The following is a 13,112-nucleotide window of genomic DNA, read 5'->3' as shown; positions in this document are numbered from 1 at the left end:
ATAATGTACACATGGTCTAAACGCCTTCGTCTCTCACAGACCGAACGTTCACCGCGTGCCACGCAGAGAGCGCCGCTCGGCAAGCGCCCAATTTCCTTTTTGGGCACCGTTTTCTTTATGCCGTTTCTGCTGGCGGGCTGCGTCGATCGCGCCGTCAGCGGCGGCCTGAGCCAGCAGCAACAGGAAGCGATCCCGGACAGCAAAGTGGTGGATTACCGCATTGCGGCCTGCGATACCCTGTGGCAGCTGGACGAAAAGGACGCGCTGGACAACTCGCTGTACTGGCTGCGCGCCATGGACTGCGCCGATCGCATCGGCTCCACCCAGGCGCGCGCGCTGGCGAAAAACCTGCCGGGCGACAGCTGGTCCGGCATTTTCAAGCAAAGCATTCTGCTGGGCAGCGCCGAACCGACCTCCGGCGAACGCCGGCAAATTGTCGATCGCCTGAACAGTTATCGAATGGAGTTCCCCAGCTCGCTGCGGCCGCTGTTGCAGCTGTGGCGCCAGCAGCAGGCGCTGCAGATTGCCCTGTTCGACGAAAAAGCGCGCTACCAGCACCTGCAGGAGAGCGCCGACGGCCAGATCGATACGCTGCGCCAGGGGCAGATTCGCCTGCAGGCTCAGCTGCAAGACACCTCGCGCAAGCTGGAAAACCTGACCGATATCGAGCGTCAGCTCTCGTCGCGCAAGCAGCTGCAGGGTGAAATCCCGGAAGGCGGCGCGGCCCAGCAAAAAAATGACGCCGCAGGGAAAACCGGTGCGCCGGCCAGGGCCGCGGAACCGGAGCCGGTGCCGGAAAAGGGCACCGCTCTGCCGGTGGATCCGGAAGATACCTACACGCCACCCCCGGCTAACAAGGAGTCCCACGCGCGATGACAGCACGCAAACCGGCCAACCTGTTGTTGGTTGACGACGATCCCAGCCTGCTCAAGCTGCTGGGCATGCGCCTGACCAGCGAAGGTTTTCACGTCACCACGGCCGAAAGCGGCCAGGAAGCGCTGCGCCTGTTGGCGCGCGAACAGATTGATTTGGTGATAAGCGATTTGCGGATGGACGAGATGGACGGCATGGCGCTGTTTGCCGAGATCCAGAAGCATCAGCCGGGCATGCCGGTGATCATTCTCACCGCCCACGGTTCCATCCCGGATGCGGTGGCCGCCACGCAGCAGGGGGTGTTCAGCTTCCTGACCAAGCCGGTCGACCGCGATGCGCTGTATAAGGCGATTGAAGAAGCGCTGTCGCTGTCGGCGCCGGCCGGCGACGACAGCTGGCGCGAAGACATCGTCACCCGCAGCCCGCTGATGCTGCGCCTGCTGGAACAGGCGAAAATGGTGGCGCAGTCCGACGTCAGCGTACTGATCAACGGCCAGAGCGGCACCGGCAAAGAGGTGCTGGCGCAGGCCATTCACGGCGCCAGCCCGCGCGCCAAGAAAGCCTTTATCGCCATCAACTGCGGCGCCTTGCCGGAGCAACTGCTGGAATCGGAGCTGTTTGGCCATGCCAAGGGCGCCTTTACCGGGGCGGTCAGCAGCCGCGAGGGGTTGTTCCAGGCGGCGGCGGGCGGCACGCTGTTCCTCGATGAGATCGGCGACATGCCGCTGTCGCTGCAGGTGAAGCTGCTGCGGGTGCTGCAGGAGCGCAAGGTGCGCCCGCTGGGCAGTAACCGCGACCTCGACATCGACGTGCGCATTATCTCCGCCACCCACCGCGATCTGCCGAAGGCGATGGCGAAGAACGAATTCCGCGAAGATCTTTACTACCGTTTGAACGTGGTCAATCTGAAGATCCCGGCGTTGAATGAGCGCGCCGAAGATATTCCGCTGCTGGCCAACCATCTGCTGCGCGGATCCGCCCAGCGGCACAAGCCGTTTGTGCGCAGCTTCTCTTCCGACGCCATGAAGCGGCTGATGACCGCCAGCTGGCCGGGCAACGTGCGCCAGCTGGTCAACGTTATCGAACAGTGCGTGGCGCTGACTTCCGCGCCGGTGATCGGCGAGGCGCTGGTGGAGCAGGCGCTGGAAGGGGAAAATACCGCGCTGCCGACCTTCGTCGAGGCGCGCAACCAGTTTGAGTTGCACTATCTGCGCAAGCTGCTGCAGATCACCAAGGGTAACGTGACCCAGGCCGCGCGCATGGCGGGCCGCAACCGTACGGAGTTCTATAAATTGCTGTCGCGCCATGAATTGGACGCCAACGATTTTAAAGAATGATTTTCTTGCAGGCGTCGGCGCACGCAGGCGTCTCAACAAAACGGGCGGAATGATTTACACTCCGTTCACTTTGTTGTGGCATGGCCAAACCGTAGAGAACTATGGAACGTATTAAGCGGGATCCCAAACAATGAGCAGATCACTTTCCATCGCCCTGGCCCAGCTGAACCTGCTGGTCGGCGACATTGAAGGCAACACCGAACGCATGTTGCAAATCGTGCAAGAGCAGCAGAAGGCGGGAGCCGATCTGGTCATGTTCACCGAGCTGGCGCTGTCCGGTTATCCGCCGGAAGACCTGCTGTATCGCAACGATTTCTATCAGCGCTGCGATGTGCAGCTGCAGCGCCTGCAGCAGGCCTCCGGCGAGGTGGCGATCCTGGTCGGCCACCCGTGGCGCGAAGGCGACAAGCTGTACAACGCGCTGTCGCTGTTCGCCGAAGGCCGCCTGCTGACCCGTTACTTCAAGCAACAGCTGCCCAACTACGGCGTGTTCGATGAGAAACGCTACTTCCACGCCGGCGGCGAAACCTGCGTGGTGGACCTGAAAGGCTATCGCCTGGGCCTGCTGATCTGCGAAGACCTGTGGTTCCCTGAACCGATCGACGCCGCGAAAGCCGCCGGCGCCGAACTGATCCTGTCGATCAACGCCTCGCCGTACAACCGCGAGAAACCGTATATCCGTAAAACGCTGATGGCCGGCCACTGCCAGCGCACCCGGTTGCCGCTGGTGTACCTCAATCAGGTCGGCGGCCAGGACGAGCTGATTTTCGACGGCTGCTCCAAGGCGTTCGACGCGGCGGGCAACATGACGCATCGCCTGGCCGCCTTTGCCGAACAGGTGACCCTGCTCGAGTTCAACGAGCTGGAAGTGGTGCCGATGGCCGAACCGGCCGCCGAGCTGCCGCAGCTGGCGCAGGTGTATGAAGCGCTGGTGCTGGCGGTGCGCGACTACGTGACCAAAAACGGCTTTAAAGGCGCGGTGCTGGGCCTGTCCGGCGGCATCGACTCGGCGCTGACGCTGGCTATCGCCGTGGACGCCCTGGGCAAAGACAAGGTGCAGGCGCTGATGATGCCGTTCCGTTACACCGCGGACATCAGCATCGCCGACGCCAAAGAGGAAGCCGAAATCCTCGGCGTGGAATTCGACATCGTCTCCATCGAGCCGATGTTCGACGCCTTTATGGGCCAGCTGACGCCGATGTTCGCCGGCACCGAACGCGACACCACCGAAGAAAACCTGCAGGCGCGCTGCCGCGGCGTGGTATTGATGGCGCTGTCCAACAAGCGCCGCAGCATCGTGCTGACCACCGGCAACAAAAGCGAGATGGCCGTAGGCTACGCCACGCTGTATGGTGATATGGCCGGCGGCTTCGACGTGCTGAAAGACGTGCCGAAAACGCTGGTGTTCAAGCTGTCCGAATACCGCAATACCGTCTCCTACGTGATCCCGCAGCGGGTGATCGATCGCCCGCCGTCCGCCGAGCTGGCGCCGGATCAGGTCGATCAGGACAGCCTGCCGCCGTACGATATTCTGGACGCGATCCTCGAAGGCTACGTCGAGCGCGACAAATCGGTCGCCGATCTGGTGGCCGAAGGCTTCGACGAAGCCATCGTCCGCAAGGTGATCCGCCTGGTGGACATCAACGAATACAAGCGGCGTCAGGCCGCCGTCGGGCCGCGCATCACCGCCCGTAACTTCGGCAAAGACCGCCGCTACCCCATCACATCCGGTTTTGGCCGCAAAAATTGGTAAAGGAAAGAAGATGAAAAAGATCGACGCTATTATCAAACCGTTCAAACTGGATGACGTCCGCGAAGCGCTGGCCGAAGTGGGCATCACCGGCATGACGGTGACCGAAGTGAAAGGCTTCGGCCGCCAGAAGGGCCATACCGAGCTGTACCGCGGCGCCGAATACATGGTCGATTTTTTGCCTAAGGTGAAAATCGAGATCGTGGTGGCCGACGATATCGTCGATACCTGCGTGGAAACCATCATGCAGACGGCCCAAACCGGCAAGATCGGCGACGGCAAAATCTTCGTCTTCGACGTGGCGCGCGTGGTGCGGATCAGGACCGGCGAGCAGGACGAAGAAGCGATCTGATGCGATCCTCCACCGAGCACCGCCGGCTTGCGCTTGGTCGGTGCTCGGCCTCCTCGCGTACTGCGCGTACGCTCCGGGGCACTGCCGGCTTGTGAGCGGTGGCCCGACCCCTTTCACACCCCGCTAAAATCCCCCCAGCGCTTTATCACGCAGTCATTTTCACCATCGTCATTCTAAAAAAGCGAAGGCTATCGGGTATTGATTTTACTGTGTTTATCCGCAAAATAGCGCGCCTTCAGACCGGTTTGTCACCGGTCTGATTGATAATAAGGATTGATAAGGAAGCCAATTATGGGCATCACCAGACGCGATTTTCTTAATGGGGTAGCGATTACCATCGCCGCCGGGCTGACGCCGATGCAGATCCTGCGCGCGTCGCCGCAAACCGCCAATCAAACCCTGTACTATCCGCCGGCGCTGACCGGGCTGCGGGGCAACCATCCGGGCTCTTTCGAACATGCGCATCAGCTGGGGCGCGACGGCAAAGCGTTTGATTTCGGCGCGGTGCCCGCCGGCGAAGAGTTCGATCTGGTGGTGGTGGGCGCCGGCATCAGCGGGCTGGCCGCCGCCTGCTTCTGGCAGCAGATGAAGGGAACGCAGCAACGCATCCTGTTGATCGACAACCACGACGATTTCGGCGGCCACGCCAAGCGCAACGAATTCAGCGGCGAAAACGGCACCATTCTCGGCTACGGCGGCAGCGAGTCGCTGCAGTCGCCGCGCTCCAATTTCAGCCCGGTGGCGATGGGGCTGCTGCAGAAGCTGGGCGTGAGCATCGACAAGCTGGAACAGGCCTTCGACAAAACCTTCTACCCGGACCTGAACCTCAGCCGCGGCGTGTATTTCGATCGCAAAAACTTCGGCGTCGACAAGGTGGTGAGCGGCGATCCGGGCCGCATGGTGGCGGACGACATCCCGCACGATCGCCTGAACGGCCGCTCTTACGAGGCGTTTATCGGCGATTTTCCGCTGCCGGAAAGCGACCGCCAGGCGCTGATCGCGCTGCATACGCTGGATAAGGACTACCTGCCGGAGATGAGCCGGGAACAGAAGGTCGAGTGGCTCGACACCCACAGCTATACCCAGTTCCTGCGGGAGAAGGTCGGCCTGAGCGAGATGGCGATCCGCTATTTCCAGCAGACCACCAGCGATTTCCAGGCGGTGGGTATCGACGCCACCTCCTGCAGCGATGCGCGCATCTGCGATCTGCCCGGGCTGAACGGCATGAACCTGCCGCCGCTGGACGAAGAGTCGCAGGCCGATCTCGACGATCCTTACGTGTTCCACTTCCCGGACGGCAACGCCACGCTGGCGCGCCTGATGGTGCGCCATCTGATCCCGGCGGTGGCGCCGGGCGGCAAGGACATGAACGACATCGTGCTGGCGAAGTTCGATTACAGCCAGCTCGATCGCCCGGGATCGCCGGTGAAGCTGCGCCTGAACAGCACCGGCCTGCACGTGGCCAACGTCGGCGACCAGGCGGAGGTCAGCTATATGACCGGCGAGAAAATGACCAAGGTGCGCGCCGGGCAGGTGGTGATGGCCGGTTACAACATGATGATCCCGTATCTGGTGCCGGAAATGCCGCATGCGCAGCAGGAGGCGCTGAAACAGAACGTCAAGTCGCCGCTGGTGTACAGCAAGGTGGTGATCCGCAACTGGCAGCCGTTCATCAAGCTGGGGGTGCACGAGGTGTATTCACCGACCGCGCCGTATTGCCGGGTGAAGCTGGACTACCCGGTCAGCATGGGGGGGTACCAGCACCCGCGCGACCCGAATCAGCCGATCGGCCTGCACATGGTATATGTGCCGACGCTGCCGGGCAGCGGGCTGAGCCCGCGCGAGCAGTCGCGCAAGGGGCGCGCATTGCTGCTGGGCACGCCGTTCGAGGTGCATGAGCAGATGATCCGCGAACAGCTGCAGGGCATGCTGGGGTCGGCCGGTTTCGATCACCGGCGCGACATTGAGGCGATCACCGTCAACCGCTGGTCGCACGGCTATTCCTATTTCCTCAACGGACTGTTCGACGATGAGGATGAAGCGCAGAAAATTATCGAAGCGGCGCGGCAGCCGATCGGCAAGATCGCCATCGCCAACTCGGATGCCGACTGGAGCCCCTACGCCAACTCGGCGATCGATCAGGCGTGGCGCGCGGTTAACGAGCTGGCCTACGGCAAGGTCGCCGCCAGGGAGGGAGCATGAGCATGCGTTCGCTGTATCTGTTGAGCCTGCTGGCGGCCGGCGGTTCGGCCCAGGCGATGTCCGCCGGGGAATACGTGGCCAAAGCCGCTGACTGCTCCGCCTGCCACACCGCGCCGGGCGGCGCCGAGCTGGCGGGCGGCATGAGGTTCCCGACCCCGCTGGGGGATATTTACGCCACCAACATCACGCCGGATAAAGAGCACGGCATCGGCGGCTATTCGTTCGACGAGTTCGATCGCGCCATGCGCCAGGGCGTCGCCAAAGACGGCCACCGGCTGTACCCGGCGATGCCTTACACCTCGTACGCCAAAATGAGCGCGGAGGACATGCGCGCACTGTACCGTTACCTGATGAACGAAGTGCCGGCGCAGAGCGCCGCCAACCGCGCCAGCGACATCAGTTGGCCGCTGTCGATGCGCTGGCCGCTGGCGGTGTGGAACCGGTTGTTCCACGACGATCAGGTTTACCGGCCGGATCCGCAGCGGAGCGCCGAGTGGAACCGCGGCGCCTATCTGGTGCAGGGCGCGGGGCACTGCGGCAGCTGCCATACGCCGCGCGGCTGGGCCATGCAGGAGCGAGGGTTGGACGGTAAAGAACCGGCCTTCCTGAGCGGCGCCGAGCTGGACGGCTGGTACGCCTCGGATCTGCGCGGCATGCCGCCGAACGAGGTCATGGCGCTGCTGAAAACCGGCCGCAGCCAACACGCGGCGGTGGCCGGGCCGATGGGCGAGGTGGTGACCCACAGCACCCAGTACCTGAGCGATGCGGATCTGCAGGCCATCGGCAATTATCTGCACAGCCTGGCGGCGGAACCGGCTTCGGCGGCGGCCGTCTCGGCGCAGGCCGACAATCAGCGCGGGCGGGCCAGCTACGCGATGTACTGCTCGACCTGTCACGGCAATCAGGGGGAGGGGAGCGACAATACCATTCCGGCGCTGGCGGGCAACGCGACGGTGACGGCGGACAACCCATTGACCGCGCTGCGGGTGGTGCTGGAAGGGGCGCAAACGCCGACCACGCGACACGCCGCGGCGATCGCCATGCCGGGATACGCCTGGACGCTGAACGACCGGCAGGCCGCCGATCTGATGAGCTATTTGCGGGGAAGTTGGGGCAACCGGGCGGCGCCGGTCAGCGAACAGCAGGTGCAGGAGGCGCGCAAGCTGCGGGCTAAATAACGGCGGGGCGCGGCTTTTCCACGCAGGAAAGGAGCGCGCCCCGATCGATTACAGCACCTTATGCGGGCCGAAACATTCGTAGTGGATGCGCTCGGCCTCCACCCCCATCGCCAGCAGCTGTTTACCCACGTGCTGCATGAACGGCACCGGGCCGCAGAAGTAATAGTGCATCTGCGGGTCGCTCAACGCCGCGCTCAGCGCGCCAAGATCCATCAGCCCGCGGCTTTGGTAGTCGCGGCCTGCCACATCCCCGGCGCCCGGCTCGCGGTACCAGACGTGGCGGTTCAGGTTCGGCATGCGCCCGGCGATGTCCGCCACTTCGTCGGCAAAGGCGTGAACGGCGCCGTTTTCCGCCGCGTGCAGCCAGTGAATTTCCGCCTGATGTTGACTGTCGTGCAGGCTGTTCAACATACCGAGCATCGGCGTTTGGCCAACGCCGGCGGAGATCAGCGCCACCGGGGTGTTCGGCTCCGCCTCGAGGAAGAAGTCGCCGTGCGGCGGGGCGATATAAATCACGTCGCCTTCCTGCGCCTGCTGATGCAGATAGTTGGACACTTTGCCCTGATCTTCCCGCTTGACCGCGATGCGGTAGAACTCGCCGTTCGGCGCGGCAGTCAGTGAATATTGGCGAATTTCCTGATGCTCCAGGCTGTCGTGCCTGATGTAGACCGCCAGATACTGCCCCGGCTTGAAGTCGGCCACCCGGCCGCCGTCGACCGGCGCCAGCACGAAGCTGCAGATCACCTCACTCTGCGGCTGCTTTTTGAGGATGCGGAAAGCGCGCAGGTCGCGCCAGCCGCCGTCGTCGGTTTCGCTTTGTTGATAAATCTGCTCTTCACGCTGGATAAACACGTTGGCCAGCACGCCATAGGCTTTGCCCCAGGCGTCCAGCACTGCCTGGCCCGGGCTGAACATTTCGTCCAGCGTCGCCAGCAGGTGGCCGCCGACAATCTGATACTGATCGGGCCGAATGTTGAAGCTGGTGTGTTTCTGCGCAATGCGCTCTACCGCCGGCAACAGCGCCGCCAGGTTCTCGATGTTGGCGGCATAGGCGCAGATGGCGTCGAACAGCGCCTGACGCTGATCGCCGTTGCGCTGGTTGCTCATATTGAAAATATCTTTCAATTCAGGGTTGTGCGCGAACATCCGATCGTAGAAGTGGGCGGTCAACTTCGGCCCGGTAGCGGCCAGCAGCGGGATGGTGGATTTGACGGTGGCGATGGTTTGGCTGTCCAGCATGGAAGCGCTCCTTAGTGGGTTGTTCTTGAGACGATTTCTAATGATGCATTTTAAATGCATCTTATTGGCTTCCGTCGCGCTTGTAAATACCCTTGTTTTTGCTGCGGTGTTGTTGAGCGGACGATCGCGCTCACAGAACATGAAAAAACCGCATCGCCGGCATGAGGAAAAGTCCGTTGCCGAACGGGATGAATTATCGGATCAAAGCCTTGTGGAATCTTATGCCAATCGTTTGCGTAAAAACCTCTGTCAAGACCTATCCTCGGTGGGGGAAAACAGTTTACACTGTGGCCCAGAACCCAAACGGGTAGTTATTTGGTGATTTTTTAGTTAGCCGATTTAAGTCAGGAGATGCCGGATGTTAAAGCGTGAAATGAACATTGCCGATTACGATGCCGAACTGTGGCGTGCAATGGAGCAAGAAGTGGTGCGTCAGGAAGAGCACATCGAGCTGATTGCGTCTGAGAACTACACCAGCCCGCGCGTCATGCAGGCTCAGGGTTCCCAGCTGACCAACAAATACGCTGAAGGCTATCCGGGCAAGCGTTACTACGGCGGCTGCGAATACGTGGATATCGTTGAGCAGCTGGCCATCGACCGCGCCAAAGCGCTGTTCGGCGCAGACTACGCCAACGTGCAGCCGCACTCCGGCTCCCAGGCTAACTTCGCCGTTTACACCGCGCTGCTGCAGCCGGGCGACACCATTCTGGGCATGAACCTGGCGCACGGCGGCCACCTGACCCACGGTTCCCCGGTTAACCTGTCCGGCAAACTCTACAACGTGGTGCCTTACGGCATCGACGAAAAAGGCCAAATCGACTATGACGATCTGGCCAAACAGGCGCAGACCCACAAGCCGAAAATGATCATCGGCGGCTTCTCCGCCTTCTCCGGCATCGTAGACTGGGCAAAAATGCGTGAAATCGCCGACAGCATCGGCGCTTACCTGTTCGTCGACATGGCGCACGTCGCCGGCCTGATCGCCGCAGGCGTTTACCCGAACCCGGTGCCGCACGCGCACATCGTCACCACCACCACCCACAAAACCCTGGCGGGTCCGCGCGGCGGCCTGATCCTGGCGAAGGGCGGCGACGAAGATCTGTACAAGAAGCTGAACTCCGCGGTATTCCCGGGCGGCCAGGGCGGCCCGCTGATGCACGTGATCGCCGGCAAGGCGGTAGCGCTGAAAGAAGCGATGGAGCCAGAGTTCAAGATTTACCAGCAGCAAGTGGCCGACAACGCCAAAGCGATGGTGGAAGTGTTCCTGCAGCGCGGTTATAAAGTGGTCTCCGGCGGCACCCACAACCACCTGTTCCTGCTGGATCTGGTGGACAAGAACCTGACCGGTAAAGAAGCCGACGCCGCCCTGGGCCGCGCCAACATCACCGTGAACAAAAACAGCGTGCCTAACGATCCCAAGAGCCCGTTCGTCACCTCCGGCGTGCGTATCGGCACCCCGGCGGTCACCCGCCGCGGCTTCAAGCAAGCCGAAGTGCGCGAACTGGCCGGCTGGATCTGCGACGTGCTGGACAACATCAACGATGAAGCCACCATCGAACGCACCAAGAAGAAAGTGCTGGATATCTGCGCCCGCCTGCCGGTTTACGCATAATTCCGCTTTCGCTTTGAAAAACCCGCTGCGGCGGGTTTTTTTATCGCTGTTGCAAACAAACTGTGAACTGTCTGGCAGTCTAACCCTTTGAACATGAATGAAGATTGCTAGCCGGTGTGAGCTCTGTCAAAGTATCGCCTCACACCGGAGGGATCATGGTTCTGCAATCAACGCGTTGGCTCGCTCTCAGCTATTTCACCTACTTCTTTTCGTATGGCATTTTCTTACCCTTCTGGGGCGTTTGGTTAAAAGGCGAGGGCATCGCGCCCGAAACCATCGGCATGCTGCTCGGCGCCGGCCTGATTGCCCGTTTTCTCGGTAGCTTGCTGATTGCTCCCCGCGTGAAAGACCCCTCTCATCTGGTGAGTGCCCTGCGCCTGTTGGCGCTGCTGGCGCTGGCCTTCGCCGTCGGTTTTTGCTTCGGCAACGGCTGGGGCTGGCTGATGCTGGTGATCGCCGGCTTCAACCTGTTCTTCTCGCCGCTGGTGCCGCTGACCGATGCGCTGGCCGCCACCTGGCAAAAACAAATCACCATGGATTACGGCCGGGTGCGGCTGTGGGGCTCGCTGGCGTTCGTTATCGGCTCGGCGCTGACCGGGCAACTGGTGGCGGTCTGGGGCCATAACGCCATCCTCTACAGCCTGATCGCCAGCGTGCTGGCGATGCTGCTGGGCATGATGCTGAAGCCGAGCGTGATGCCGCAGGGCGAGGCCCGCGCCCACCGCGAACCCGAGCGTTCGCTGTTTGAGCTGTTGAAAGAGGGGCCGGTGTGGCGCTTTCTGCTGTGCGTCACCCTGTTGCAGGGGGCGCACGCCGGTTATTACAGCTTTGGCTCCATCTATTGGCAGGAGGCCGGTTATTCGGCCTCGACCATCGGCTATCTGTGGTCGCTGGGGGTGGTGGCGGAAGTGATCATCTTCGCCGGCAGCAATGTCCTGTTCCGCCGCTGGAATGCGCGTAGCCTGTTGCTGCTCTCGGCCTGCTGCGGGGTGCTGCGCTGGAGCCTGATGGCCTACAGCACCGAGCTGGGCTGGCTGCTGCTGATCCAGATCCTGCACTGCGGCACCTTTACCGTCTGCCACCTGGCGGCGATGCGTTTTATCGCGGCGCGCAAAGGGCCGGAGGTGATCCGCCTGCAGGCGGTCTATTCGGCGCTGGCGATGGGCGGCGGCATTGCGATCATGACGGTGATCGCCGGCTTCCTGTTCGAGCACCTGCAGGGCGGGGTGTTCTGGGTCATGGCGGCGGTGGCGGTGCCGGCGCTGTTTATTCGCCCGCCGGCGGCTAGCGCAGCCCGCTGATCAAGGCGACTCCAGCAGCGCGCGAATGGCTTTGCGCTGCTGGCGTTCCAGCGGCAGTTCGGTATAAACCAGCGGCGGCTGCGGCGCGCTATGCACCGCGGCGTAGGGGCTGATCACCAGCGTGACGCCCTGCGGCGCGCCGGCGCGCAGATAGTCGCGCAGCGGCAGATACTTGATGTTCAGCGGCAGCAGCGTCAATTCCCGGATCTGATACTCCACTTCTTCCTCCAGCTGCGGGTTGTCCAGCGTCAGCAGCAGCACCTGCTTTTCCTGCAGGGCGTTGTCCTGCATCAGCCAGGCGCCGAAGCTGATGGCCACCAGTCCCGCTTCTTCGCTGGAAAAATGAATGCCGTACTCCTGCTCCAGCGGCGCCAGCGCTTCCTGAGTGGTGCGCATCAGGCGCGGATACTTTCGCACCACCTCCTCCAACAGCATGTTGTCGATGCCGATGGCAAAGCGGCAGCGTTCGACCGCGGGCGCCAGATGGGCAAACAGCTGGCTGACCAGATCGTCCTTGCTGCTGAAGGCCATGCCGGAAATCTGCTGGAAGCGCTCGACCATGCGGTCGATCGCCGCCATCAGCCGTCGTTCTTCCGCGGAATCATTGCTGTGATAGCTGTGGTTTTTCAGCATGGTGAACATCAACGCCAAAAAGTCGCGTTCGTCCGCATGGGGCAACTGATTGAACCACTGGCCGAGGGCGTGATGCAGCAGGGCGGCCGCCCGCTGCTCAGGCTTTTGCCGCAGCCAGTCGCGCTGAACGGCGTCGAATTGCGGATGCCGCAGCCGCCGGCTTTCCCAAACGCAGTAGCGCAGGTAGTGCTGCAGGAACCGGCGATCACGGGCGTCGAAGCTGCGGTTAAGCAGCGTTTCACAGGCGCCGATCTGCTGCTCCAGCTGCGGCGTCAGGCCGGCGTCGGCGCCCAGTGCCTGCAGCAGCAGGGGGGCGTAATAACCTTCGACAAACTGCGGGCTGCAGCGCAACGCCCGCCGCAGCCAGTGGAGCAGGCAGAGGCGTTGATTGAGCGCGCTTCCCCGAATGTGGTAACCGCGGCCAGGATCGACGGCGATCTCCAACTGGTGGAAACGCTGGATTTCGTTGGCGACCTCGGCTATATCTTGCCGGGTAATCGGGGGGCGACGCCGTTGATTTGGCTGATGGTCTCCAGTTGTACTTCGGGCACCGGCGCATACAGCATCAGTAACAGATGACAGCGCCGTTGTTGACCGGAGAGCTCAGGCACGGGAGCGGTGTCCAGGCTCATATC

At 62.2% G+C, this 13,112-nt stretch carries 9 protein-coding genes and 1 pseudogene; 8 read left to right on the top strand and 2 right to left on the bottom strand.

From position 1 onward, the window contains the following. Nucleotides 1-3: 3 nt before the first annotated feature. The 6 genes from qseG to D7I37_RS01145 all read left to right on the top strand — a co-directional run bounded on the left by qseG (nt 4) and on the right by D7I37_RS01145 (nt 7,692). Nucleotides 4-876 (top strand): two-component system QseEF-associated lipoprotein QseG, encoded by an 873-nt coding sequence (qseG, locus tag D7I37_RS01170; protein WP_073970266.1) that lies wholly within the window; start codon nt 4-6, stop codon nt 874-876. Next, nucleotides 873-2,210: a two-component system response regulator GlrR gene (glrR, locus tag D7I37_RS01165; RefSeq protein WP_129543179.1), complete on the top strand. Its 1,338-nt coding sequence runs from the start codon at nt 873-875 to the stop codon at nt 2,208-2,210. The genes qseG and glrR overlap by 4 nt, the downstream gene beginning before the upstream one ends. A gap of 130 nt (nt 2,211-2,340) precedes the next feature. Next, a complete protein-coding gene (locus tag D7I37_RS01160) occupies nt 2,341-3,963 on the top strand; it encodes an NAD+ synthase (RefSeq protein WP_061796443.1) in 1,623 nt (540 codons plus the stop codon). 10 nt (nt 3,964-3,973) lie between these two features. After that, on the top strand, nt 3,974-4,312 hold the full coding sequence (glnB, locus tag D7I37_RS01155) for a nitrogen regulatory protein P-II (RefSeq protein WP_004847623.1): 339 nt from the start codon (nt 3,974-3,976) through the stop codon (nt 4,310-4,312). Between the two features lie 291 nt (nt 4,313-4,603). After that, entirely contained in the window at nt 4,604-6,514 is a 1,911-nt protein-coding gene (locus D7I37_RS01150) for an FAD/NAD(P)-binding protein (RefSeq protein ID WP_061796455.1), read from the top strand. Continuing rightward, the gene (locus D7I37_RS01145) at nt 6,511-7,692 is read left to right on the top strand and encodes a cytochrome c (RefSeq protein ID WP_129543178.1); all 1,182 of its coding nucleotides are present in this window, start codon (nt 6,511-6,513) and stop codon (nt 7,690-7,692) included. The genes D7I37_RS01150 and D7I37_RS01145 overlap by 4 nt, the downstream gene beginning before the upstream one ends. A 48-nt stretch (nt 7,693-7,740) precedes the next feature. Here the strand turns inward: D7I37_RS01145 and hmpA are convergent, their stop codons facing one another. Beyond that, entirely contained in the window at nt 7,741-8,931 is a 1,191-nt protein-coding gene (hmpA, locus tag D7I37_RS01140) for an NO-inducible flavohemoprotein (protein WP_061796457.1), read from the bottom strand. Between the two features lie 358 nt (nt 8,932-9,289). Between hmpA and glyA the strand changes: the two genes are divergently transcribed. Both glyA and D7I37_RS01130 read left to right on the top strand, forming a co-directional pair. After that, nucleotides 9,290-10,543 (top strand): serine hydroxymethyltransferase, encoded by a 1,254-nt coding sequence (glyA, locus tag D7I37_RS01135; RefSeq protein WP_061796459.1) that lies wholly within the window; start codon nt 9,290-9,292, stop codon nt 10,541-10,543. Nucleotides 10,544-10,698: 155 nt separating this feature from the next. Then, nucleotides 10,699-11,844, top strand: a complete 1,146-nt coding sequence (locus D7I37_RS01130) for a 3-phenylpropionate MFS transporter (RefSeq protein ID WP_061796460.1) — start codon at nt 10,699-10,701, stop codon at nt 11,842-11,844. On the opposite strand, the pseudogene csiE reads toward D7I37_RS01130, so the two are convergent. Next, nucleotides 11,845-13,109: pseudogene (csiE, locus tag D7I37_RS01125) on the bottom strand (stationary phase inducible protein CsiE). Nucleotides 13,110-13,112: the final 3 nt, after the last annotated feature.

Source organism: Serratia sp. 1D1416 (assembly GCF_003641105.1).
Classification (GTDB): Bacteria; Pseudomonadota; Gammaproteobacteria; order Enterobacterales; family Enterobacteriaceae; genus Serratia; species Serratia ficaria.
This window is presented reverse-complemented; position numbering and strand designations above follow the sequence as displayed.

Coding starts and splice junctions, on each gene's coding strand:
- qseG (WP_073970266.1), top strand. CDS start 4: ATGTACACATGGTCTAAACGCCTTCGTCTCTCACAGACCGAACGTTCA.
- glrR (WP_129543179.1), top strand. CDS start 873: ATGACAGCACGCAAACCGGCCAACCTGTTGTTGGTTGACGACGATCCC.
- D7I37_RS01160 (WP_061796443.1), top strand. CDS start 2,341: ATGAGCAGATCACTTTCCATCGCCCTGGCCCAGCTGAACCTGCTGGTC.
- glnB (WP_004847623.1), top strand. CDS start 3,974: ATGAAAAAGATCGACGCTATTATCAAACCGTTCAAACTGGATGACGTC.
- D7I37_RS01150 (WP_061796455.1), top strand. CDS start 4,604: ATGGGCATCACCAGACGCGATTTTCTTAATGGGGTAGCGATTACCATC.
- D7I37_RS01145 (WP_129543178.1), top strand. CDS start 6,511: ATGAGCATGCGTTCGCTGTATCTGTTGAGCCTGCTGGCGGCCGGCGGT.
- hmpA (WP_061796457.1), bottom strand. CDS start 8,931: ATGCTGGACAGCCAAACCATCGCCACCGTCAAATCCACCATCCCGCTG.
- glyA (WP_061796459.1), top strand. CDS start 9,290: ATGTTAAAGCGTGAAATGAACATTGCCGATTACGATGCCGAACTGTGG.
- D7I37_RS01130 (WP_061796460.1), top strand. CDS start 10,699: ATGGTTCTGCAATCAACGCGTTGGCTCGCTCTCAGCTATTTCACCTAC.